The sequence below is a fragment of the Pseudomonas gingeri genome (assembly GCF_013386165.1).
Lineage (GTDB): Bacteria > Pseudomonadota > Gammaproteobacteria > Pseudomonadales > Pseudomonadaceae > Aquipseudomonas > Aquipseudomonas gingeri_C.
In genome coordinates this window covers 139,964-162,292 of sequence record NZ_JACAOS010000002.1, presented here as the reverse complement: position 1 = coordinate 162,292, position 22,329 = coordinate 139,964, and the positions used below count along the sequence as shown (strand labels likewise).

At 58.7% G+C, this 22,329-nt stretch carries 17 protein-coding genes; 9 read left to right on the top strand and 8 right to left on the bottom strand.

Annotated elements, in window-relative coordinates; all coding sequences use genetic code 11:
• Positions 1-348: 348 nt before the first annotated feature.
• On the top strand, positions 349-1,584 hold the full coding sequence (locus HX866_RS04525) for an MFS transporter (RefSeq protein WP_177138252.1): 1,236 nt from the start codon (positions 349-351) through the stop codon (positions 1,582-1,584).
• Here the strand turns inward: HX866_RS04525 and HX866_RS04520 are convergent.
• Complete coding sequence (locus tag HX866_RS04520; protein WP_177138250.1) at positions 1,525-2,436, bottom strand: LysR family transcriptional regulator; 912 nt, start codon at positions 2,434-2,436, stop codon at positions 1,525-1,527. The two genes, HX866_RS04525 and HX866_RS04520, sit on opposite strands and share 60 nt — an antisense overlap.
• Positions 2,437-2,575: 139 nt before the next feature.
• Here HX866_RS04520 and HX866_RS04515 point away from each other — a divergent pair, with 139 nt between their 5' ends.
• The 8 genes from HX866_RS04515 (at position 2,576) to HX866_RS04480 (ending at position 13,098) form a co-directional block, all read left to right on the top strand.
• Positions 2,576-3,457 (top strand): HalD/BesD family halogenase, encoded by an 882-nt coding sequence (locus HX866_RS04515; protein WP_177094314.1) that lies wholly within the window; start codon positions 2,576-2,578, stop codon positions 3,455-3,457.
• 177 nt (positions 3,458-3,634) lie between these two features.
• Entirely contained in the window at positions 3,635-4,861 is a 1,227-nt protein-coding gene (locus tag HX866_RS04510) for a M24 family metallopeptidase (RefSeq protein ID WP_177094313.1), read from the top strand.
• Between the two features lie 608 nt (positions 4,862-5,469).
• The gene (locus tag HX866_RS04505; RefSeq protein WP_177094311.1) at positions 5,470-7,104 is read left to right on the top strand and encodes an ABC transporter substrate-binding protein; all 1,635 of its coding nucleotides are present in this window, start codon (positions 5,470-5,472) and stop codon (positions 7,102-7,104) included.
• A 74-nt stretch (positions 7,105-7,178) separates the two neighbouring features.
• Positions 7,179-8,132, top strand: a complete 954-nt coding sequence (locus HX866_RS04500; protein ID WP_177104952.1) for an ABC transporter permease — start codon at positions 7,179-7,181, stop codon at positions 8,130-8,132.
• A complete protein-coding gene (locus HX866_RS04495; protein WP_177094307.1) occupies positions 8,129-8,965 on the top strand; it encodes an ABC transporter permease in 837 nt (278 codons plus the stop codon). The genes HX866_RS04500 and HX866_RS04495 overlap by 4 nt, the downstream gene beginning before the upstream one ends.
• A 2-nt stretch (positions 8,966-8,967) precedes the next feature.
• Positions 8,968-10,608: a dipeptide ABC transporter ATP-binding protein gene (locus HX866_RS04490; RefSeq protein ID WP_177094305.1), complete on the top strand. Its 1,641-nt coding sequence runs from the start codon at positions 8,968-8,970 to the stop codon at positions 10,606-10,608.
• A gap of 136 nt (positions 10,609-10,744) precedes the next feature.
• A complete protein-coding gene (locus HX866_RS04485) occupies positions 10,745-11,926 on the top strand; it encodes a hypothetical protein (protein WP_177094304.1) in 1,182 nt (393 codons plus the stop codon).
• Between the two features lie 296 nt (positions 11,927-12,222).
• A complete protein-coding gene (locus HX866_RS04480) occupies positions 12,223-13,098 on the top strand; it encodes a LysR substrate-binding domain-containing protein (RefSeq protein ID WP_177104950.1) in 876 nt (291 codons plus the stop codon).
• A gap of 149 nt (positions 13,099-13,247) precedes the next feature.
• Here the strand turns inward: HX866_RS04480 and HX866_RS04475 are convergent, their stop codons facing one another.
• The 7 genes from HX866_RS04475 to HX866_RS04445 form a co-directional block, all read right to left on the bottom strand.
• Positions 13,248-14,609, bottom strand: a complete 1,362-nt coding sequence (locus HX866_RS04475; RefSeq protein ID WP_177104949.1) for an MFS transporter — start codon at positions 14,607-14,609, stop codon at positions 13,248-13,250.
• A gap of 173 nt (positions 14,610-14,782) precedes the next feature.
• A complete protein-coding gene (locus HX866_RS04470) occupies positions 14,783-16,216 on the bottom strand; it encodes an NAD-dependent succinate-semialdehyde dehydrogenase (protein ID WP_177104948.1) in 1,434 nt (477 codons plus the stop codon).
• A complete protein-coding gene (locus HX866_RS04465) occupies positions 16,213-17,247 on the bottom strand; it encodes an aldo/keto reductase (protein ID WP_177094295.1) in 1,035 nt (344 codons plus the stop codon). Before HX866_RS04465 ends, HX866_RS04470 begins: the two co-directional genes overlap by 4 nt.
• 10 nt (positions 17,248-17,257) lie before the next feature.
• Entirely contained in the window at positions 17,258-17,770 is a 513-nt protein-coding gene (gene fae, locus HX866_RS04460; RefSeq protein ID WP_103499372.1) for a formaldehyde-activating enzyme, read from the bottom strand.
• Positions 17,771-18,489: 719 nt separating this feature from the next.
• The gene (locus HX866_RS04455) at positions 18,490-19,584 is read right to left on the bottom strand and encodes an acyltransferase family protein (protein WP_177138248.1); all 1,095 of its coding nucleotides are present in this window, start codon (positions 19,582-19,584) and stop codon (positions 18,490-18,492) included.
• A 285-nt stretch (positions 19,585-19,869) separates the two neighbouring features.
• On the bottom strand, positions 19,870-20,115 hold the full coding sequence (locus tag HX866_RS04450) for a hypothetical protein (RefSeq protein WP_177094291.1): 246 nt from the start codon (positions 20,113-20,115) through the stop codon (positions 19,870-19,872).
• 492 nt (positions 20,116-20,607) lie between these two features.
• Entirely contained in the window at positions 20,608-22,263 is a 1,656-nt protein-coding gene (locus HX866_RS04445; protein ID WP_177138246.1) for a hypothetical protein, read from the bottom strand.
• Between the last annotated feature and the right edge of the window lie 66 nt (positions 22,264-22,329).

Below are 22,329 nucleotides of genomic sequence, written 5' to 3'. Positions count from 1 at the left end.
AGCGAGCTTGCTCGCGATGGTCGTCAACGATACCGCTGAGGGCCTGGTGTACCGTGGCGCTCTCAGATCCATCGCGAGCAAGCTCGCTCCTACAGAGGGGGCGCTCCTGACAGCAGGTGTAAGCGTTCAAGGTCGCTTTTGCAGTAAAACTGTCGTTAAAAGATAAATAGCACGAGTATTTCGCACACGCCTCATGAGTATTCAGCACTGGTTATTTTCAACTTATAAACGCTACCCTGCCCTATCACTTTAAATCAAAAACTTCTGCGCACTTACATTGGGCGTCATCACTACTTTCGCCCCATTGTGTTGCAGATTTTTCTAACAACTTACTTTTCGGGCCGCGTAATGGCAATCATAAAAAACTCCCCAACCAGAACACTTGGCCTGCTCGCTTTTATATTCACCTGCTGCAATGCCAGTACCCACGGATTCAGTATTTTTCTTTATTCCGCCCTGTTACCCGAGATCCGCCAACACTTCTCACTGAGTTATAGCCAGGCCGCCTCCATCGCCGCCTTGCTGCAACTCTTCTATATGGGTGCCTCGATTGCCAGCGGGATCGCCGCCGCCTGGATCAGCCCCTTGAACATGGTGCGCCTGACCATGCTGCTCAGCCCGGTGCTGCTGGCACTGGCGGTCGCCACGCCCTGGGTCCTGCCCTTCGCCTTGTGCCTGGCACTGGTCTCGGCCTGCGCGGTGTCCAACTGGAACGCGATTGCCGCCCTGGCCGGCGAAGTGATTCCCGCGTCCCACCGCAGTCGGGTGCTGGGCCTGGCCTCTTCCGGAGCGGCCTTTGCCATCTGCCTGAACGGTATTCTTATCGCCCTGCTCCAGGGCATTTCCCTAAGTGCGTTCTGGCTGATCTGCGCCGGGCTCACCCTGGGCGTCACCGTGCTGACCCTCTGGGGCCTGGCGCCCCTCGCCCGCCAACCGGACACCCGCCCCCAGTCGGCGACCTCTCTGGTTCGGGTACTCCGGCACTGGTTGCGCCTGTGCCTGGAACAGCCCGTCGCCGTGCATATCCTGTTGCTCAGTGGTTTTATCGGCAGCATCAGCGGCCCGTTCCTCAACTTCCTCTCGGCCTTCGTCACCGAACGACTGGGCGCGGGCCCGCAGGTTACCGGCTCGCTCTGGACCCTGATCGGCGCCTGTGGCGCCCTGGGCGGGATGTCACTGGGATCGCTGGCTGATCGCTGGGGAGCCTTGCGGGTCATGGCCATCAGCATCGGTGCCTTCGGCCTGGCCATGCTCGGCCTGTTGCTGCACCCCGGCCTGCTGCTGACCTGGCTGGCCGCCGGGCTGTTCGCGCTGTTCTATTTTCCCGTCTGGGGCCTGATGGCCGCCTACCTCAGCGCCCGCCTGACACCCGTGCAAAGCCTGCAGGTGGTGAGCCTGAGCATGGTCGGCTACGGCCTGGGCAGCGCCAGCGCAAACTGGGCCAACGGCCTGCTGCTGCAAAGCAGCGGCTCGTTCGCCATCATCCATGCCTGGATCGCCGGCTGGGTCCTCGCCAGCCTGCTGTTACTGCAAGTCATGGCCCGCCACCAACGCAGTCGGCCACTGCTCCACGAGCCGATCTGAGCGTCGCAACTGGCGTCCGAGCATCTCCACCATCGCCTCAAGCCCCGGCTCCTGGCAGGCCGAGGAACGCCAGAGCATCAAGCGGGCCGGCTCGATGGCCGGGAAACCGTCCCGCTCATCGAGAATCCGCCAGCCCTCCGGCACCAACCGGCGGGCGGTCACCCCCACCGTTTCGCCACCTTCGATGGCCACCCCGATCCCCCGCGGGCTCTGGCTGGTGTAGACCACGTGCCAGGACCGACCGGCCTCGGCCAGGGCGTCGATGGCATTGGCGCGAAAGGCGCAGCCCTCGGCATAGACCGCCAGCGGTACCGACGCGTCATCCCTCCAGGAACGCTCATCCGCCGTCACCCAGACCAGCGGCTCGTCGCAGAGAAATTCGCCCTGTTGCAGGCTGGCATGCTGCACGCCGAGCACCAGGTCCAGCTCACCCCGTTGCAAACGCCCGACCAGGGCCACCGAAGCCTCACAGCAAACGTCCGGGCGGACCTTGGGAAAGTGTTCACGAAAATCCCGCAAGACCCCGGCCAGGCAGTATTGCGCGTAGTCCTCGGGCATTCCGACATGGATGCAGGCGAGGTCATTGGGCAGATGCGCGGCGTTGATCGCCTCGTTGTGCAGCTTGAGGATGCGCCGCGCATAGATCAGGAAGGTTTCGCCGCTGGGGGTCAGGCTGACGCTGCGGCTGGTGCGGTGGATCAAGGGTGTGCCCACCACCTCTTCCAGGCGTTGCAGACTCTGGCTGATGGTCGACTGGGTTTTATGCAGGCGCTCGGCCGCCGCCGAAAACCCCTGGCATTCAATAATCGCCACAAACACCTTGAGCAATGTTCCGTCCAGATGACCTGACATAACTATCGCTCCTGCCGATGGATTCGATCGTAACTCATCATTTCTATTACTCCTGCTTTTAAGCAACTATCGATTCAACGCCGAGACAACTTCGAACCTTGCACTGGCGACTAATGATCGTTAACTTCAGGAGCCCGAAATGAGCCTTCAACTTGCCGATGCCGAAGTGGGCGATATCAGCGATATCGTCAACACCGAACGTTATCCCATTCATGATTCGGGCCATGTCCAATTACAGGCACTGATCGATCACGCCCGGGCCGAACTGGCTGTCGACGGTTGCTGCCTGCTGAAGAATTTCCTGCGTCCCGAAGTGCTGGAACAGGCTCGCCTCGAGGGCCAGGCGCTCTCGGACAAGACCTTTTATTCGGTGCGCAAGGTCAACGCCTACTTCACCGAAGACGATCCCACCCTGCCGGCTGAAGACCCGCGCCGCACCTTCATGGAGCGCACCAGCGGCTTCGTGACCCGCGACATGATCGCCCCGGACGCGATCATTCACCGGCTCTACGTCTCGCCGATGATGAAACGTTTCATCGGCGCCTGCCTGGGGGAACCGGAGATTTTCGAATATGCCGACCCCTTTGCCGGCCTGGTGATCAACGTGATGCCGGAGGGCACCCAGCAGCCTTGGCACTTCGACACCAACGAATTCATTGTCAGCATGATGACCCAGAAGCCCGAGGCCGGCGGCCTGTTCGAGTACGCGCCGATGATTCGCTCGCGCACGGCGGAAAACCTCGGCGCAGTGGGCAAGGTGGTACGGGGTGAGGATCGCAGCCGGGTCAAGTACCTGGAGCTCAATCCCGGCGATCTGCAGATCTTCAAAGGGCGCTTTTCAGTGCACCGGGTGACCCGTGTCGAAGGTGCGGTGGAACGCAATACCGCGATCTTCGCCTACTCGGAAAAGCCCGGAATCATCGGCCGCGCCGAGCGCACCAAGCAGCTCTACGGGCGGCTCTCCGAAGCTCACCTGCAAGCCGAACGCAGCCGGGTGCGCAGCGACCAATTGCTCGACTGAATATACGCGGTCCTTGTAGGAGCCTGGCTTGCCAGCGATGGCGACCAGTCAGGCGGTGCAAGGCTCACTGGCCCCATCGCCAGCAAGCCGGCTCCTACAGATCCTGCGCACCCAACAAATACAGCTGCTTATAAAAACAAATTTCCATCACCAACCGGTATTAGCGAGGAACACCCCATGAGTCTTTCCGGCCCCAACCGTAATCCGTCCGACTGCGAACCCACCTACGCCGAGATCCAGCAGATCCAGCTGGACCGCCTGCAACGGGTACGCAATGAACTTAAAAAACGCGACTACGCCGCCTGCGTGCTGTTCGACCCAACCCATATGCGCTACGCCACCGGCTCGCGCAACATGCAGGTGTACTCGGCGCGCAACCCGGCCCGTTATGCCTTTATCCCCGCCGAAGGTCCGGTGGTGGTCTTCGAATTCGGCGGCTGCCTGCACCTGGCCGAGTCGTTGAACACCGTCGACGAGGTTCGCCCGGCCAAGGCGATCTCCTACTACTTCTGCGACAGCTTCCTGAGCAACGTCACCGCCGACTGGGCCGCCGAAATCGACGACCTGGTGCGCAAATGCGGCGGCGGTAAACGCATCGCCATCGAGAGCGCCACCTCGGCGGCGGCCTTCGAATTGCAGAAACTCGGCTATCAGGTCTTCGATGCCCAGGAACCCCTGGAGCGCGCCCGCTGCATCAAGGTGCCGAACGAGTTGAAGATGATCCGCGCCAGCCTGCGCGCCACCGAAGCCGGGGTGCGCTTGATGGAAAGCAAACTGCAACCCGGCATCAGCGAAAACGAACTCTGGTCGCACCTGCACCAGCACGTGATCGCCACCGACGGCGACTACGTGGAAACCCGTCTGCTCTCTTCCGGCCCCCGCACCAACCCCTGGTTCCAGGAGTGCAGCACACGGCCCATCGAAGCCGGCGACCTGGTGGCGCTGGACACCGATGTGGTCGGTCGTTTCGGTTACTACGCGGATTTCTCGCGGACCTTTCTCTGTGGCGAACAGGCGGCCACCCACAAGCAGCAGGAGCTCTACAAGCTGGCCTATGAACAGGTGCAGACCAACATGGAAATGCTCAAGGCCGGACGCAGCTTCAAGGAGTATGCGGAGCTGGCCTGGAAGATCCCCGACCACTACAAGGCCAACCGTTATTTCGCCCTGGCCCACGGGGTTGGCATGACCGGTGAATACCCCTACGTGGTGCACCGCGAAGACATCGATGCACTGGGCTATGACGGGGTGTTCGAAGCCGGCATGACCATCTGCGTGGAGAGCTACATCGGCCACGACGCCGGAGGTGAAGGAGTCAAGCTGGAGGAGCAGATCTACATCCACGAAAACGGTATTGAACTGCTCTCCGATTACCCGTTTGATCCGCGATTGTTGCCCAGGTAACTGAATCCGAGAGACCGCCTTCGCAGGCAAGTCGGTCTCATGGTATTACCTGAACTCATACCTGCATGAGTTTTAATAGTTAGGGTCGCGCGATGAGCCGGTGATAAAAGTCGCCAATCAAAGCTCATCAATAAAAACAAACGAGCGAGAGCAATCATGTCTGCTACCTGTCCGCCCAAGCTCCCTCCCTCGCATTCAACACATACCCGCAGCAATCTTCGCCAGCAAATTAGCGCCCAAAGGGTTCCAGGTCCGGCGTCCTCCCCGGATTGTGGGAGCCCATTTGTTGGCGAATGCGATGAACCGAACAGCTTGAAGGAGCAAGGAAGCGTCTGGAGGGGCAGGACGATTAGTAATGTGCATTTTTCGAACGTTTGCTCGCTGAATTTATCGTTTGTTCATAAATGGCGAGATGACAAAACTGCAAACACCTCAAATAAAAACAACATGAGAGCCGTCCTATGTCCTACCCCAAGTTCCGCCTCCTGAACGCTCCGAGCTTTGCTCTGCTGCCAATGCCATGTCTGGTGATCCACAGCTGACAGTACCAGTTGTCGTTTCGTTGCATCCATCAAACACGCATCAACGCCCACGTTTCGGAGAGGCTCATGAAAGACTTAAAGACCCTGGACGGCTCTGCGCCGCATTCAGCCGTAGCAGACCTGTGCATCCAGGCCAAAAGCGGCCAGATCAGCCGTCGTCAGTTCCTGCACACTGCCACGCTGCTGGGCATCACCGCCGCCACCGCCAGCACCTTCGTCGGTTCAGCCTTGCTCAGTGGCCCTGCCCAGGCCGGCGAAACCCTGACCCCGCGCAACGGCGGCAGCCTGCGTTTTGCCTGCGCCATCCAGGAAATCCAGGACCCGATGCTCATCACCTGGATCGAAGCCTCGAACCTGATGCGCAACAGCCTGGAATACCTGACCTGGGTCGACGCCCAGAACATCACCCACCCGTACCTGGCTGAAAGCTGGAAACCCTCGGACGATCTCAAGGAGTGGGTCTTCAACCTGCGCCAGGACGTCAAGTGGAGCAACGGCGACGCCTTCAACGCCGACGACGTCGAGCACAACTTCCAACGCTGGACCGGCGCCGACTCCAAGTCGGTCAACCGCACCGCGTTCCAGGACATCGTCTCATTCGAAAAACTCGGGCCTTACCAGTTCAAGCTGGTGCTCAAGCGGCCGATCCTGGCGATCCCGGAAATGCTCAATGCCTTCACCTGCGCCATTGTTCATCGCAGCTTCAAGGCCGGTGACGACTGGTCGAAAAACCCCGTCGGCACCGGTCCTTTCAAACTCGGCTCGTTCGCGGTGAACAAGGAAGCCACCTTCGCCAAGCGCGCCGACTACTGGGGCAAGCCGGCCTACCTCGACGAGTTGCGTTATGTCGACATGGGCACCGACGTGTCCACCCAACTGGCCGCCCTGCAAGCCGGACAAGTCGACGTCTTGTACCGCGTTACCGTGGCCGAACTGGACCTGGCCAAGCGCCTGCCCAACGCCAAGCTGCTGACCTGCAAATCGGCGCAGACCGTGGTCATGCGCATGGCCGTGGACCAGAAGCCCTTCGACGACCTGCGCATCCGCAAGGCCGTGGCGCTCTGCGCCGACAACGCGCAAATGCTCAAGATCGCCTATCGCGGCATGGGCACCCTGGGCGAAGACCACCATGTGGCGCCATCGCACCCGGAATACTTCCCGCTGCCCAAGCGTGCCCGCGACGTGGCCCAGGCCAAGGCACTGCTGGCCGAAGCCGGGCACCCCAAGGGTATCGACATCGACCTGATCGTCGGCAACACCCAGGGTCGCTACGAGCAGGACACCGCGCAGATCCTCCAGCAGAACTGCCTGGAAGCCGGCATCCGCATCAACCTCAAGGTGATTCCCGCCACCCAGTACTGGCCGATCTGGGACAAGGCCGCCTTCAGCCTCACCTACTGGGCCCACCGCCCACTCGGGGTGATGTCCCTGGAGCTGGCCTACCGCGGCGGCGGCGCCTGGAACGAAAGCCATTACCACGACCCGGCCTTCGACGCGGCCCTGGACAAGGCCATGGGTATCGTCGATCCGAAGCAGCGCTCCCTGGCGATGCAAAGCGTCGAACAGATTCTCCAGGACGCCTGCGTCATCGTCCAGCCGTTCTGGGCTGACAAGTTCACCGCCACGTCGCAGAAGGTCCAAGGCTTCCAGGTCCATCCATCGGACTTCTACCCGATGAACGAAACCTGGCTCAGCGCCTGATCCGACCTTTGAAACAATGAGCTCGCCCACCCCGGTGCGGCGAGCCGGCAACTGTATAGCCGGAGCATGCAAACATGGCTGATTTTCTGTGGCGCAAGCTACTGGCCCTGGCAGCGACTTTGTTGTCGGTGTCACTGATCGTTTTTTTCGCCCTGGAGTTGAATATCGAGGACGTCGCGATCAACGTCCTCGGCCCCTACTCCGCCGCCGACCAACGCGCCGCCTGGCTCACCGAGCACGGCTACGATCAACCGTTCCTGTGGCGTTACCTGATCTGGCTGAAGGACTTCGTCAGTGGCCACTGGGGCACCTCGGTGCACTTTCGTGAACCGGTGATGGACCTGCTGCTGCCCAATCTGGGACAGACCCTGATGCTCGCCGGCCTCGCGCTGCTGATCATGGTTCCCGTGGCACTGACCCTCGGCGTCCTGGCCGGGATTCGCCAGGGCTCGCTCCTGGACCGCCTGGTGTCGTTCCTGTCCATCGTCACCACCTCGATTCCGGACTTCGCCAGCGCGGTGTTCGTCTCGGCAATCTTTGTGTTCTGGCTCAACTGGCTGCCCGGCGTGAGCAGCATGAGCGACGGTTTCAGCGCCCTGCAACTGGCGATGCCGCTGATGGTGTTGTGCCTGTTCGGCGTCGGCTACCTGGCACGGATCACCCGCGCCTCGATGGTCGAGGTGATGCAGGCGCCGTACATCCGCACCGCCCGCCTCAAGGGTGCCTCGACCTCACGCATCGTGCTGCGCCATGCGCTGCGCAATGTGCTGATCGCACCCGTCACGGTGATCATGCTGTACATCCCGTGGCTGCTGTCCAACGTCATCGTGGTCGAGGTGTTCTTCGCCTACAAAGGCTTCGGCTCGCTGCTCTACACCGCCTCGCTGAACCATGACGTCTACCTGATCGAGGCCTGCGCCATGATCAGTGCACTGGTGGTGGGCTCGACCAAGATCCTCTCCGACCTGGCCTATACCTGGCTCAACCCGCGCATCACGCTGCGCAGCCTTGGCGGGAGCGCCCGATGAATCTTCTGCATGCATTCAAGAACCCGTTGGCGGCCCTGGGCCTGTTCCTGGTGGGCGGCTGGGTGATCCTCGGGATCTTCGCCCCGTGGCTGGCACCCCATGATCCGCTGGAAAGCTTCACCCCGCTGCTGACGCCGTTCGGCGACGACGGCAGCGGCCAGACCTTCCTGCTGGGTACCGATGTGCTGGGCCGCGACATTCTCTCGCGACTGATCTGGGGCACCCGTACGGTACTGCTCTGGTCGACCCTGGCGACCCTCACCGCGTTTGCCGTCGGCATCGCCATGGGCCTGTGCGCCGGCTACTTCAGCGGTTGGGTCGATTCGGTGCTGTCCTATATCGCCGACACCGTGCTGTCGTTCCCGGTGCTGGTGCTGTACATCGTGATCATCATCGCCCTCGGCGCCTCGGCGCTGAACATCCTGATCGCGGTGACCTTCACCAGCGCCCCGGCGATCTTCCGGATCATGCGCGCCCTGACCATGGACCTGCGTTCCCGGGACTATGTGCTCAGCGCCATCACCCAGGGCGAAGGTGCGCTGCGGATCATGACCGTGGAAATCCTGCCCAACTGCGGCGGCCCGTTGATCGTCGATTTCTGCCTGCGCATCGGCTACACCGCGATCATGATCGGCGCCCTCGGCTTCCTCGGACTCGGCTTGCCACCACCGACCCCGGACTGGGGCGGCATGATCAACGAAGGCCGCAGCATGGCCATCGCGTTCCCCCACCTGGTGATCTTCCCCTGCATTGCCATCTCCACCCTGATGCTCGGCCTCAGCCTGCTGGCGGACGGCCTGGACGAACACGCCCAGAAAGGCACAAGGAGTTGAGTATGAGCAACCAACAAGTATTGCGCGTCGAGGGGTTGTCCATCGAACTGCCACCGGGCGCGGACCGCAGCCATGCGGTCCAGAAAATCGACCTGGACGTGCGCAAGGGTGAAATCCTCTGCGTGATCGGCGAGTCCGGCTCGGGCAAATCGGTGCTGTCCGGAGCCATCATGGGCGATTACGCCAAGGGCCTGCGTCACAGCGAAGGGCGTATCGATTTCCTCGGCGAGGACATCTGCAGCATGCCTGAAGCGCAGTTGCGCGGCCTGCGTGGCAACCGCATCGCGATGATCTTCCAGGAGCCCATGGCGGCCCTCAACCCGGCGATTCGCATCGGCAGGCAAGTGGAGGAAATCTTCGAGATCCACGCGCCGGACATGGGCCCGGCGGAACGCCGCGAACGCATGCTCGCGCTGCTGGAGTCGACCCAGTTGCCGGAGCCGCCACGCATCGCCAACAGCTTTCCCCATCAACTCTCCGGCGGCCAATGCCAGCGGGTGGTGATCGCCATGGCCCTGGCGATGAACCCGGACCTGCTGATCGCCGACGAACCGACCACCGCCCTCGACGTGACCACCCAGGCCCAGGTGCTCAAACTGATCCGCGACCTGCGCGGTCGCGGCCAGCACGGCATCCTGTTCATCACCCATGACTTCGGTGTGGTGGCGGAAATCGCCGACCGTATCGCGGTGATGGAAGGCGGTTGCCTGGTGGAAATCGGTGAGCGCGACCAAGTGTTGCAGGCGCCCCGCCACCCTTACACACGCAAGCTGATTGCCGCGGTCCCGGCGTTGAACCCGGAACTGCACGTGCCCTGCGCCGACGGTGAGATGGCGTTGCGCATCGAACACCTGAACAAGACCTATCACGTCGAAGGACGCCAGGTCTGTGCCCTCAAGGATGTCTCGCTGCAACTGCCACGGGGCAAGACCCTGGCGATTGTCGGTGAGTCCGGCTCGGGCAAGAGCACCCTGGTCAAGGCGGCGATTCGTCTGGTGGACAGCGACAGCGGGCATGTCTGGCTCGGCGACAGCGATTTCCTCGCGCTCAAGGGCGAGGCGCTGACCCGCGGTCGGCGGCAGATCCAGATGATTTTCCAGGACCCCTACGGCTCGCTCAATCCGCGCCATCGGGTCGGCGACATCATCGCCCGTGCCGCGCAACTGCGCGGGCTGTCGGCCAAGGACGCCTGGATCGAAGCCGGCGACTTGCTGGAGCAGGTCGGCCTCAAGCGCGACGCACTGAAACGCAAACCCCGGCAGTTCTCCGGCGGCCAGCGCCAGCGCATCGGCATCGCCCGCGCCCTGGCCATGCGCCCGCAGGTCCTGATTGCCGACGAGAGCGTTTCGGCACTGGACGTCTCGGTGCAGAAACAGGTGCTGGAGTTGCTCGCCGAACTCCAGCAACGACTGAACCTGAGCATCCTGTTCATCACCCACGACCTGCGCGTGGCAGCGCAGATCAGCGATCACATCGCGGTGATGCGCCAGGGCGAAGTGGTCGAGTACGGCACCGCCGAGCAAGTGCTGTTGCAGCCTCGGCATAGCTATACCCAGACCCTGTTGGCCGCCGCGCCCGGGGCTTCGGTTCGACCGCCGCCCCAGGTGGGACCAGCAGCGGGCCTGAGTGCCACCGGCGGCTGATCCTCCCGGCCCGCCGCCACAGGGACGCTGTTTGCAGCGTTCGTCGTAGCGGGCCTTACCCCTTTCATCCTGACCGCGTTTTTGCCGCGGCCGGGATGGCTGTTGCCAACAATAAACCTAGAGAGACGGAGCGACCATGAATTTGAACACCACCCGGGCCTTGCGCTCATTAACCCCGCTGGCGCTGTTGGGCGCCCTTTCCACCCCCGCGATGGCCATCCAGGTCACCGACAACCTGGACATCGGCGGCGCCGTCCGCTATCGCTGGGACTACGCCCCGGATCGCGATATCCAGAAGTTCGATTTCGACACCGCGTTCCTCACCGCCAAGTACAACTCCGACACCTGGATCGCCGCCGCCAAGTACCGTTTCTACGGGCGCTCCTACCCTTACCAGTACACCGATCGCATCGGCGCGGTGCAGTTCGCCGAAACCGCCTGGGTCGGCTACAAATTCAACCCTGACCAACAAGTCCAGGTCGGCCTGAACCAGATTCCGTTCGGCCTGCAACCCTACTTCGGCAGCACCTTCTATGAAACCCTGGGCAACGTTGTCGGCCTGGAGGACGTGGAACAGGTCGGGGCCAAGTACATCCAGCAGAGCGGCGACTGGAACCTGCAAGCCGGCTTCTACCTGCGTCCGGCCCTGCAAGGGCGCGGCACCAGCAACGGCGACACCTACTCCACCGTGGTCTCCCGGGCCGACAGCTATGTGACCGATGGCAGCGACAACCAGGAACACAACACCGCCGTGGTGCGCCTGGCCAAGGCCATGCAACTGGGTAATTGGAAATCCGAGGTGGGGATCTCGGGACTGACCTCGACCCTGGAAAACCGCGACACCCATGAAGACGGGCGACGCAATGCCGTGGCCATCCACTACCTGGGCAAGGACGGCCCGTGGGGCCTGCAATTGCAGGCGGCGCGCCAGCAGATGTCACCACGCAACCCGGGCAGCAACGAGGTGGTGACCTTCGGCGGCTATGACGGCACCTTCAACGTCGCCAGCCGCGGCAACCTCTACGTCGCCGACCTGAGCTACGACGTCGACGGCAAGTACCTGCTCGACCAGATCAGCGGGATCAAGCTGTATGCCAACTACAGTGCCTTCGACAAATCGGCGGATGACTTCAAGACCTCGCAACGCTTGATCCTCGGCACCTCGTTTTCGGTGAGCAAATTCTGGGTCGCCACCGAATGGCTGATCGGCAAGAACGATCCGTACATCGGCGGCAGCAGCTATACCCAGAGCCTCGCGGCCGGCGGTACCGACCTCTGGAAAAACCAGCTGTATGTGAACATCGGCTACTACTTCTGATTGTTCTGCTATTGCGTGGGAATCGGCATGCCGGCTCCCACGCCATCCCCTCCTCATTTCATTGCGCATCTTTGTGGGAGAGCACCTGGGCTCTCCCACCTTTTTCCATCCCCTTCGCTTTTTTTACTCACTCTCGCCAAGCAACGCTTGCATCGGCTCGCCGCTGATAGTCAGATATCTCCTACAGAAAAAAAGCATCTCAAAAAACAACAATAAACCGGCTCCACGCTGGTCGACGCCGTGCTTCAACGCGGTGTTTTTCAGCGCTGCGCCAGCCGGTCCGGAGTATCTATTTCATGCGTCAACTGCCCTCGCTGAACATGCTCCGCGTGTTCGAGGAAGTCGCCCGGCATCGAAGCTTCAGCCAGGCCGCCGCGTCCCTGAACGTGACCCAGGGCGCGGTCAGCCGACAGATCAAGCAACTGGAGGATTACCTCGGCGTCGCCCTGTTCGTGCGCACGCCCCGGGGCCTTTCGCTGACCGAATCGGGAACCGCCCTGTCGCCGCAGTTGGGCGATGCCTTCGACCATATCGAACGCGCCCTGCAAGCCGTTCGAGTGCCCAATCTGCGCCAGCGCCTGCGCATCCTCGCGCCACCGACCTGGGCCACTCGCTGGCTGTCGGCGCACCTGCGGGCGTTCTGTCAGCGCTACCCGGATATCAGCCTCAGCGTGACCAACCAGGCCAGTCATGACAGCCTGGCCGAGGTCGACTGCCAGATCCGTTTCGGCCTGGAAGCGGACAGCCATTGCAGCAGCCAGTTACTGGTGATGGAGCGGCATATCGCGGTGGCCAGCCCGGAATTGTTCGAGCAGGGCGAGGCACCGGACCTGCGTCACTTTCCGCTGCTGCATATCCTGCACGACGGCAAGCGTCTCAAGGTCTGGGAGAACTGGCTGGCGGCCATGGGCCGTGAGGACGTGGATGCCCGACAGGGTCTGGAATTCAGCACCCTGGACCAGGTGATCAACACCGCGCTGGCCGGCGGTGGGCTGGCGGTGATCGATCGGCAGATGATCGTCAAGGAACTGGCCAATGGCAGCCTGCTGCCGATCACCCCGGTGGAGGTGGTCGGACCTTATGGCTATTGGCTGGATGTGGCGAACGACAAACAGGGGTTGTCGAAAGTGCGGCTGTTTACCGAATGGTTGAGCCTGGTGAGCAACCCCTGATTCCCCAAGGAAACGCACGACCTGTAGGAGCCGGCTTGCTGGCGAAGGCAATCTCATCGACGCCGCAAAGCACGATGAATGGCCGCCTTTGGCGGTTCGCCAGCAAGCCGGCTCCTACAGGTCCGTGTTTATCGCCCAATACCGCCCGGTCAGATGCTCACTGCCTTGACCGGCCTGAGCACTTCGCCCGGCACTACTTCGTCGGCCTTGCACGCCTGGCTCAAGGTCAGCGACTTGGTCTCCGGCGCCCAGGCCCAGGAGATCAATGCGCCCAGTGCGAGGATCGCAGCGAGGATGCCCATGGTCGGGCTCAAGCCGATTCCCGCCACACTCACCGGCAACAGGAAGGTGCTCACCGCCGAACCCAGGCGGCTGACCGCCGTCGCCAGGCCGATCCCGCTGGCCCGCACGTCCGTCGGGAAGCTTTCTGCCGGGAACACCCCGACCAGGTTGCTCACCGCCGACAACACCAGGGTGAACAGCCCGAACACCAGCACCATCAGCCACGCCGCGCTGCCCGGCAACACCGCCAGCAGGAACAGGGCCGCCGCGAGAATAATGAACGAGTTGATCAGGAAGCCCCGGCGGGAAAACTTCACCGTGCACCAGATACCGATCAGCGCACCGACGATCAGCAGAAGGTTGAGCATCAGCTCCGTGCCAAAGCCCTCGGCCAGCCCCATCTTCTGCAGGATCGACGGCAGGAAGGTGTAGATGGCGAAATACGGCATGACGATGCAAACGAAGAACAGACAGTTGAACGCCGTGCGCTTGCGGTACTCGGGACTGAACAGCACCGCGTAGCCGGCGCGGGTTTGCGTGGTTTGCTCCTCATCGAGCACCACGTGTTCGCCCAGGTGCTTGCGGACAATGGCTCGGGCCTCGGCGACACGCCCCTGGTTGACCAGCCAGCGCGGTGATTCCGGCGTGCCGATGCGCGCCAGCAGGATCAGGCCGGCGGGGATCGCCGAGGAAGCCAACATCCAGCGCCAGGCGTCATCGCCCATCCCCAGCATGGCGGTGCCGACAAAGGTCGCGGCAACATAACCGAAGGTCCAGATCACGCTGAACGAGCCGAGTAATACACCACGGTGTTTACGCGGTGAGAACTCCGCCAGCATTGCATGGCCGACACTGAAGTCACCGCCCAGGCCGATGCCGATCAGCACCCGGCAGAGAAACAGCTGCATCGCGGTTTCGGCATAGAACTGCATCACCGACGCCAGGGTAATCAGCACGAAGCTGACCAGGAAGATTTTCTGCCGTCCGAGGCGATCGGAGATCCAGCCGAAAAACAGGCTGCCAAGGAACAGGCCGATCAGCGCCGAGGCACCGATCAGGCCCTGCCAGAAGGTATTGAGGTGCAGTTGTGGACTGATCAGGGTGAACGCGATACCGATCAGACCGAGGATATAGCCGTCGGTAAAGTGGGCACCGAAGGTCAGGCCAGCGATCTTGATATGAAAGCGGCCGATGGGCAGATCATCAATTTTGACGGGTTGAACGGACATATTCGTCTCCAGTTGTTGTTATTGACGGAGAAGTGAAACCAGTTAAAACACCGCCCATTTGTAGGAGCGAGCTTGCTCGCGATGAACGCCAGGACACCGCGGTATCGCAGCGACTCTGCGTTATCGTTGACACTCTTTCGCGAGCAAGCTCGCTCCTACAGGGGGCTCTGGGCTTAGAGACCGCCCATCAGCAGGTATTTGACTTCCAGATAGTCGTCCAGACCGTAGTGCGAGCCTTCACGTCCCAGGCCCGATTCCTTGATGCCACCAAATGGCGCCACTTCCGTGGAGATGATCCCTTCGTTGATCCCCACCATCCCGGCCTCCAGGCCTTCAGCCATGCGCCAGACCCGGCCGATATCACGGCTGTAGAAATACGCCGACAAGCCGAATGGCGTGTCATTGGCCCGACGCAGCACCTCGGCCTCGTCCTTGAAGCGGAAGCAGGCCGCCACCGGACCGAATGTCTCTTCCTGAGCAATCAGCATGCCATCGCCGACTTCGGTGAGGATGGTCGGCTCGAAGAAGGTACCGCCCAGGGCATGACGGCGACCGCCGCACAACAGCTTGGCGCCTTTCTCCAATGCATCGCCGACATGCTGCTCGACCTTGCCCAACGCGGCCGTATTGATCAGCGGCCCCTGCTCGGTTTCGCCGTCCAGCGCATTGCCGACCCGCAGGGCCTTGACCGCCTCCGCCAACTTGGTGGTGAAGGCCTCGTAGACGCCCTCCTGGATAAAGAAGCGGTTCACGCAAACACAGGTCTGCCCGGTATTACGGAACTTCGAAGCCATCGCGCCCTTCACGGCCGCGTCCAGATCGGCGTCATCGAACACGATAAAGGGCGCGTTGCCGCCCAGTTCCAGAGAAACCTTTTTCAAGGTGTCGGCAGCCTGGCGCATCAGCAACTTGCCGGTGCGGGTCGAGCCGGTGAAGGACAGCTTGCGCACCACCGACGACGCCTGCAGCGCACCGCCAATGGCCACGGCATCGCCGGACACGATGTTGAACACACCCGCCGGAATCCCCGCTTGCTCCGCCAGTACCGCCAGGGCAAAAGCCGACAGCGGCGTCTCTTCCGAAGGTTTGAGGATCATCGTGCAACCGGCGGCCAGGGCCGGGCCGACTTTGCGGGTGACCATCGCCAGCGGGAAGTTCCACGGAGTGATCGCCGCGACCACACCGATGGCTTCCTTGGTGACGATAATCCGCGCATCGGCCTTGTGGCTCGGGATTACATCGCCATAGGCGCGCTTGGCTTCTTCACCGAACCACTCGAGGAAACTGGCGGCATAGACCACCTCGCCCATGGCTTCGGCCAGGGGCTTGCCCTGTTCGCGACTGAGCAAGGTGGCTAGCTCGCGCTGGTTGCTCAGCATCAGCTCGCTCCAGCGCTTGAGACGCACGCTGCGCTCCTTCGCGGTCAGCTTGCGCCAGGCCGGCAAGGCCCGCTCGGCGGCGGCGATGGCCAGGTCGGTTTCCTCGGCGCCGGCGCGTTGCACCTGGGTGATCAGCTCGCCATTGGCCGGGTTCAGCACCGGGTAGGTCGGGCCGCCGCTGGACCATTGGCCATCGATGTAGTTGCCAGTACGGATCAACTCGCTCATGCCACGGCCTCGGTCAGGGTGAAAGCTGGCTGGGACGGACGGGCCGAGCGCAGGATACGTTTGCCCGCGGTGTAGTCGTTGATCACATCACACGGGGTGTAGTTGCGTTCCAGCTCGTACAGCTCGTCGGCGTCCAGGCGGGTCTCCAGGGCCGCCAGGGCACTGTCGAACTGCTCGGTGGTGTCGGCGCCCACCAGCATGCAATCCACGCCCGGGTGATTGACCACCCAGGACTGGGCGATCTGCGCGTTGGAGACACCACGACGGCGGGCCACACGCTGCACCGAATGGGCGATCTCGAAGGAGGCTTCGTCGCTGTACATCTGCTGGGTAAAGAAGTCGGTCTGGTTGCGGGTCGACTGCACGTCGCCGGTCAACAGGCCACGGGCCAGCGGACTGAACACCGAAACACCAAGGCCCTGGTCACGGCAGAACGGCAGCATCTCACGCTCTTCTTCGCGGTAGGCGCAGTTCAGTTGCAGTTGCATGTTGATCGGCTTGACCCAGCCGTTGCGCTCGCAAGCCATGAGGATCTTCGCCAACTGCCCGGTGAGCATGGTCGAAACGCCGATATAACGCGCCTTGCCGGAACGCACGATATCGTTCATGGCGCTCATGGTTTCTTCAACCGGGGTGTTCACGTCGAAGTAATGCAGCATGAAGACGTCGACGTAATCCATATCCAGGCGTTTCAGGGACGCGTCGATGCTGTCCATGATGTGTTTGCGCGAATGACCGCTGGCGTTGATGCCGCTGCGGGTGCCGTAGCCGACTTTGGTGGTCACCACGATATCTTCGCGACGGGTCAGGCGCTTGAGGATGCGCCCCACCACTTCCTCGCCGACACCGGCGGAATAGAAGTCCGCCAGGTCGATGAAGTTCACCCCATTGTCCAACGCATGCTTGACGATCGGTTCGCTTTTCTTCTCATCGAAGATCCACGGTTTCCAGTCCGGCGTGCCCATGTTCATGGTGCCGAGGCACAGTTTGGAGACCTGCAGGCCGGAGTTGCCCAGACGAATATATTGCATGGCGCGGACCTCAGGCTTTCGGGGTGTAGAAAGGGTTGGCGACGTGGTTGACCACATCGGCGAGCTGGGCGCGTACCGGCAGGCCGGTCAGGGCGGCGCGGATCGCGGTGCGGCAGGCGTTGTAGTTGTTCAGGTAGACGGCATCGAGGTCATCGCAGGAAGGGTTGACCCAGTTGGCGGTGACGATGGCCCATTCGTCTTCGGCTTCGGCCGGCAGGGTGCCGTCGAGCAGCGCTTCGAGCACAGCCTTGGCGATCCCGGCCTGGGACGCGCCCCAGGTGGCATTGCCGTGGAAGTCGCTGCCGATGGCAGCCTTGTTGACGTAGAGGGTCATCGGCTTGACCGGGATATTCGGCTGGGCGATCACCATGAACGGGCAATGGCCCTGGCTCGGCGACGCCAGGCTGTTGGCGAAGGCCTGGCCGGCCGGACCGTTGCGCGGGCCGATCAGGATATTGATGTGGGCGGCGTTCACGCCGGGGCCTTCGAAACCTTCGCCGATGTACAGGTCTTGTTCTTTCATGAGTGTTTATCTCAGGGACGCGGGAAATGGAGGGTGATCAGAAACGCGTACGGGCCTTGGGACACGAACGGTCAAAGTCGGGTAACGCAGAGCGCAGCGGGAAGCTGGCGAGGACGCGGCAGTGGGGCTGGGTCATGGTGCAAACGCTCTTTGTTTTTATGAGTGAGCTGGTGTTTGCGCTTTTTTATCACTGGGGTTGGAGGGGGGTGTAACCATTAAAAGTCATGGGGGTATGAGGTTTTGTAATAACCTCAATCAGGAGTGGGTATCAGTGATCGTGGATCTCTATTCAATCTGGCCCTTGCGGCCTAATGATTCGAGCAGCAGATGGGATTCGATGTCTGGGTTCACCCCAAAATAATAAAGCTCACAACAGGTGATCGGATTACGCTTCAACTGACCCAGTTAAACGAAATGGAAAGTGTCGAACTGAGAGAGAGGCCTAATCCAGCTGCATCTGATGCGTGAGAGATATTTAGTCTTGCTGAACAGAAAATCGTATGTTTGACCGCATCATCAGTCGACTGCCAGCGGTGCCCCTGCTCGATCGTGATGCTGCCCCTTCGACAACAATACCGTTGAGCGCATAGTCGAACCGCATCGTCACTGATCCTTGAGCCCCACAAAAAATTGAGGTGAGGTGTTAACAAGGCACGTCCGCGTCGCGCCTTGAAATATCACACGCAGAAGGAGCGTAGGCATTTGGCAACCGTATAAATTTAACCGGGCGTTGGTACCCGATCTTGCAGAGGGGACCCGATTTGCTTGTTATTCAGACGATTACTTATCCATCGGCCAGAATAAATTCCACGGCGCTCGACAGTCACAGTTAGGCAGTAACAAACACAGAGCAGTATTGCAAACACCGCCACGTCGAGTGTAAGTCCTGATAGGCCAGTACCTTTCATAGCGCTTTTGATATACGCCCATAGCCAACCATGGAAAAGATAAACTGAGTATGTTATCTCTGAGGTCATTCGAAGGAAGAGGCCGTCTTTAAGAAAACGCCCCCAATGCCAGCTGACCAAGAAGATAGTGAGTGCCATGACCGCGAAATTACTTTCCTTCCATGCCGGGTGATAGGATGACATAAGAAGACAAAATACAACCATCACTAAAATAACGGCGGCAGTGCAGACATAAGCATTAGCCAACCTCTTTTCTATCAGATACACACATGAACCGGCCAAAAGAAATGGGGCGTAAATATTGAAATAGCCATCCGACCATACGGCAAAATCAGGAAAGGCAGGGGCATATAGAAAAAAAACAACCATGCCAACATAAACCCACGGCAGCAATCTTTGAGCCTTGAAAAGCCCAACATATTTAACCAATGCCATAAATAGATAAAAGAGCACCTCAATTCTCAACGACCATTCAACACCTGTAAGGGCGTAGGGCGTATCAAAAAAATCTCCAGTCAACGTAAGTCGAGCCAACATTATTGACAGCGAAGGAAACGGCGCACCAAATGATACTGTTGCGAATAATGACTCCGCCAGTACTGCAAAAATATAAAGAGGGTAAATTCGCAGAACCCGCCTTACCAGGAAAATCTGAGTTGTTTCACGCTGTAGCACGTGAGTTATGATATAGCCTGAACTTAGAAAAAAAATCACAACGCCCGCGGCTCCACCTTGAAACAAGGGGATCAGCATATCCGCCATATATCTAAAAGTAGCGTGAAGGCTTTTATCTTGCGCCATATTAACTAAGTATATAAAAAATTCATGACCAACTACTACACTCATGAAAGCAACGATTCTCATATAATCTAAAAAAACTATTCGGCCTGAAAATTTTGCATTCATAACTGGTCGCTTAAGTGACATTCATTTAAGCATGATTGTACAGGCAATACACCATCAAGGGATATCCATATTTTACGTAGAATGATGTACATTTCAAGGCGTACCCGGAAGAGAACTGGGTCAACCCGTGTAGTGATCGGAACTGGAGATCCAGATTCAAGCTTGGGAGCGCGATCAAAGATGTGTTTCCCGAAGAAGTTGGTGGCGCCATTCTGAAATCTGGGTTGCTCAGTGAACGCCGAGCCGTTGCCAGCAAGGATGGTATGGATTTGGCACGGAAAAATTTCAATCACCTAGGCATAAAAACACGGTGCCGTTGCGATTTGTTGCCGCGCCAAAAAGTGCGACAGAAGTGAAGTTCATCATCCGTTCGATAGACGCGAACATATGTTGTTTGCCGCTCTCAAGGCGTAGCTCAGAGCTGTCGATATGCAGATAACCCATCTCCGTCGGTGCGAATTTACCGCGGTTGGGGGAGTCGGTATTATTGGGGATCCGACTGAGTTCATGACGCACCAGGCAACGATGCAAGGCGCTGCGCCTCAACTATTACGGCAGCAAAGACAGCATCGCCCGCTGACGAGACTCAACCACCATCGCCTCCTCAGCCGGTGTCAGCTTGACACTACGGGGCTAACACCAAATACTCTCTTGGCTGCGCTAGGCCAAACTCCACCTCCAGCGAAATACAAATAGAGAACCGCTAACTAGCATTTTCATGCTATTTTTTAGGGCTGAAAAATCTCAAAATAATCATCCAGCCTAAGCCGTTCTACCATAGAAAAATCTGAAAGACAGATCCGTCCCCCCCAATAATTCCCCATACCGGCAAGCTGCAATGAAACCCATTAATTAGCCCTCCGTCTGGTACAAGCTGGCGTTGGCAATAAAAAGAGTAATGCCCCACCAAGAGGTAATTATCTATCAAATCGCCCACCATTTTCAGTGCAGGTATAAATAATACTGATAATTTAATAAAATTCGGCAAATCGGTCCCGCATGACTGCTCGTCTTAAACTTGTGCTACTGCACAATGGGCAGAGTTCTATCCCATTTTACCTGCAGCCCTTGAAAATCTTCCTGCGTTACAAGCCCTGGAACAGTCAAGCTGACTCCATCGAAATAAACAATTTTGAGATTATCATATTTAACAAAAGATCTATCGAAAGACGCCTTAGCATTGATCACCCCTTCATCTTTAAATGTCACCTTCCAAACTTCATCGTACGCAGGCGCTGGAGATGGGTAGCTAACAAAAAGACGTAACGAAGTATCATTACGACCTAAAATTGTCGGGGCATAGCTCGCCAAGGTTGGCTCGCTGCCAACTTTCGGGCTAACCGGATTATGAATTTTTACTAGGTAGTTCATTGGTACTTCTTGTCCACTATCTATTTCTCTCAGCGCCAAAGCAAGGTTTCTCTGATAAAAAGAAACTTCAGTTTGAAGGTGATTGAAGCCAATCGTCACAAAAAGCATCACCGCACAAACCAAAGAAACAGCAATAGCACAAGCCCAACGCCTAGCCGCCTCGTTTCGAATCAGGGAGGCAGCGACAAAAATTAACGAAACAATCAACACCGGCTCCCATACTTGAAGAAGCATAATGGATCGGCTACCGGGCCCCCACATTGGGTTACCAGCCTCCACAAATACTGTTGGAAGACCAATAGACACAAGCAGCAACCCAATCCAACCAAGAGGAGGAAAAGTTGCAGTCAATCTAGAACCTAACACTATTGATAGAACCAAAAAAAACCCTGAAACAGCGGAGAAAAAATACCAAAAAATACGCTGACTCTCTAAAAACTCAGCCTTGGCCACATCAATAAACTGTTGATTTGATGATGGAAAAATAAAAGCTTTAAGGCTGACCGAAACATTAGCCAAAAGATCACTATATGCGATATGAAACGTCGAGCCGGAAGAAGGCCCAGCAAAATGCATCCATGTTAAGGTATAAGCCATAAAGGTCGTAAAAAAAAATATCGAATCGCAGCCAGCCCATAATAAGCGACTTTTTAATGGTCTCTGCAATCGAAATAACACAAGGAAGGGAACAGCAATAATTGCACCTGACTGAATTGTATATGTTGCCAGCGCAATCAAATAACAAAACAGCGCGGAGAGAAGCAAACCCTTTCTACGCCTGTCCTCATCAATAAATCTTGCATATAAAAAAATTGTCAGAAGCGAAAATGCTAATGCAATAACCATCACTCTATCGACATGATCATGCCTTGCCGGAAAGTTCCAAAGCAACACCAAAAGCGCCACCAACAAGGCGAACAGACGACTACGGCCACGGTCCAGTCTATCAAGCGTCAGGAAGGTTACAATCGCAATCAAGGGTGAGACAATCAATGAAACGACATGGAGCCCCCAGTCAGAAACTTTTATGATCGGCGATATCAAAATCCACCAAAAAGCAGCTAGAGGATTCCTACTGTCCAGAGCCCAAAACTCTTGGAAAATCTGAATTGGATTCCCACTACGCAGAAGATAAAGCCAGTTTCTGTCTTCACCTATAGGCCAAACTTTAAAACCTATACCTGTGCCACTCACCTGAAGAGCCAAAAGCCACGCCAGATAAGCACCCCAGGCAAATAAAATAATTCTAATTGGACCTAGGGGGCTTAAATTTTTTTTTGAAGTAGTATGCACCACTACAGCATCCATTTTATAAAACTCCGAGTACAAAATTCACACACTATAACTGAAGCTTCGAAATGCCAGGAAAACAAT

Bases quoted from the DNA above. Each gene is read 5' to 3' on its own strand.
- HX866_RS04445 (WP_177138246.1), bottom strand. From the start codon at position 22,263: ATGGATGCTGTAGTGGTGCATACTACTTCAAAAAAAAATTTAAGCCCC.
- HX866_RS04510 (WP_177094313.1), top strand. From the start codon at position 3,635: ATGAGTCTTTCCGGCCCCAACCGTAATCCGTCCGACTGCGAACCCACC.
- HX866_RS04455 (WP_177138248.1), bottom strand. From the start codon at position 19,584: ATGAATGCAAAATTTTCAGGCCGAATAGTTTTTTTAGATTATATGAGA.
- HX866_RS04500 (WP_177104952.1), top strand. From the start codon at position 7,179: ATGGCTGATTTTCTGTGGCGCAAGCTACTGGCCCTGGCAGCGACTTTG.
- HX866_RS04525 (WP_177138252.1), top strand. From the start codon at position 349: ATGGCAATCATAAAAAACTCCCCAACCAGAACACTTGGCCTGCTCGCT.
- HX866_RS04465 (WP_177094295.1), bottom strand. From the start codon at position 17,247: ATGCAATATATTCGTCTGGGCAACTCCGGCCTGCAGGTCTCCAAACTG.
- HX866_RS04495 (WP_177094307.1), top strand. From the start codon at position 8,129: ATGAATCTTCTGCATGCATTCAAGAACCCGTTGGCGGCCCTGGGCCTG.
- HX866_RS04480 (WP_177104950.1), top strand. From the start codon at position 12,223: ATGCGTCAACTGCCCTCGCTGAACATGCTCCGCGTGTTCGAGGAAGTC.
- HX866_RS04515 (WP_177094314.1), top strand. From the start codon at position 2,576: ATGAGCCTTCAACTTGCCGATGCCGAAGTGGGCGATATCAGCGATATC.
- HX866_RS04520 (WP_177138250.1), bottom strand. From the start codon at position 2,436: ATGTCAGGTCATCTGGACGGAACATTGCTCAAGGTGTTTGTGGCGATT.
- HX866_RS04490 (WP_177094305.1), top strand. From the start codon at position 8,968: ATGAGCAACCAACAAGTATTGCGCGTCGAGGGGTTGTCCATCGAACTG.
- HX866_RS04470 (WP_177104948.1), bottom strand. From the start codon at position 16,216: ATGAGCGAGTTGATCCGTACTGGCAACTACATCGATGGCCAATGGTCC.
- fae (WP_103499372.1), bottom strand. From the start codon at position 17,770: ATGAAAGAACAAGACCTGTACATCGGCGAAGGTTTCGAAGGCCCCGGC.
- HX866_RS04505 (WP_177094311.1), top strand. From the start codon at position 5,470: ATGAAAGACTTAAAGACCCTGGACGGCTCTGCGCCGCATTCAGCCGTA.
- HX866_RS04475 (WP_177104949.1), bottom strand. From the start codon at position 14,609: ATGTCCGTTCAACCCGTCAAAATTGATGATCTGCCCATCGGCCGCTTT.
- HX866_RS04485 (WP_177094304.1), top strand. From the start codon at position 10,745: ATGAATTTGAACACCACCCGGGCCTTGCGCTCATTAACCCCGCTGGCG.